The organism is Flavobacterium succinicans (assembly GCF_001662485.1).
Lineage (GTDB): Bacteria > Bacteroidota > Bacteroidia > Flavobacteriales > Flavobacteriaceae > Flavobacterium > Flavobacterium succinicans_A.
Window position 1 is genome coordinate 1 of the sequence record NZ_JMTM01000063.1, and the last position, 855, is coordinate 855.

An 855-nucleotide genomic window follows, 5' to 3' on the forward strand; every position below is an offset into this window, starting at 1 on the left:
AAATCCGAAAAATGGGCTTAATTTAGTCCCAAACTGCTTGTAGCGCGGGAACGTTGTGTGCAACCTTAACAGAAAACATCTAACGAAGATAACAATAAATATGACACTACTATTTCCCAAACTTGACGTGAGTATAATATTTGACAAGTACGACAAAGAAATATTTCTGCCTAAGCTGAAAAACTTAAAATATTTTTGTTTACTCCGAGGAAGATTGAATTCGCACATTGAAGATGGCGACCAATTGATTGCACACTTTACTTTCATAGACAGGCTAGACTTACTCGATAAATTTCGTTCAATTGGATTTGAACCACATATTTTAGAAAACGGAGAACCTCGTTTTGATAAGCCAATTCCAGCGGATATTGCAGACAAATTTCCAACACCAATCAAACAATTTCCAGACATAGCCCAACCGTATGTACAGAAACTATTTGGGTATGACACTTTTATTATAGTTTATGAAAACTATTTTTCCTTAAGTATTTGCGACAAGACAAAAAAGAATTGGCATTATTTAACAGAAAAAGATTTGGAACTTGCAAAACAGTTTGAAGTAAAAATAGAAGAAAGCGGTTTAGGTTCAGCATCGACATACGAAGGACAAACACAGTATGGTAGGTACATTAACAGATACCATTATCCAGAACTTTTAAATTAATGCAGAAAAGGCAGCACACAACAGCCACTACAACGGATTTGGGCAATAGGTTTAATGGAAAGATGGCCTTGTATTTGGATGATTTGGCAAATCCGAATAATGGGCTTAATTTAGTCCCAAACCCGCTGTAGTGCCAGAACGTTAGCTGTAATACTACCACAAAAAAACTGTAAAAGATGAATTATTGGAAA

Annotated in this window: 1 protein-coding gene; it reads left to right on the forward strand. The window is 35.4% G+C overall.

The window, feature by feature from the left end; translation table 11 throughout:
* Positions 1 to 100: 100 nt before the first annotated feature.
* Entirely contained in the window at positions 101 to 664 is a 564-nt protein-coding gene (locus FLB_RS11455; RefSeq protein WP_157490606.1) for a hypothetical protein, read from the forward strand.
* Positions 665 to 855: the final 191 nt, after the last annotated feature.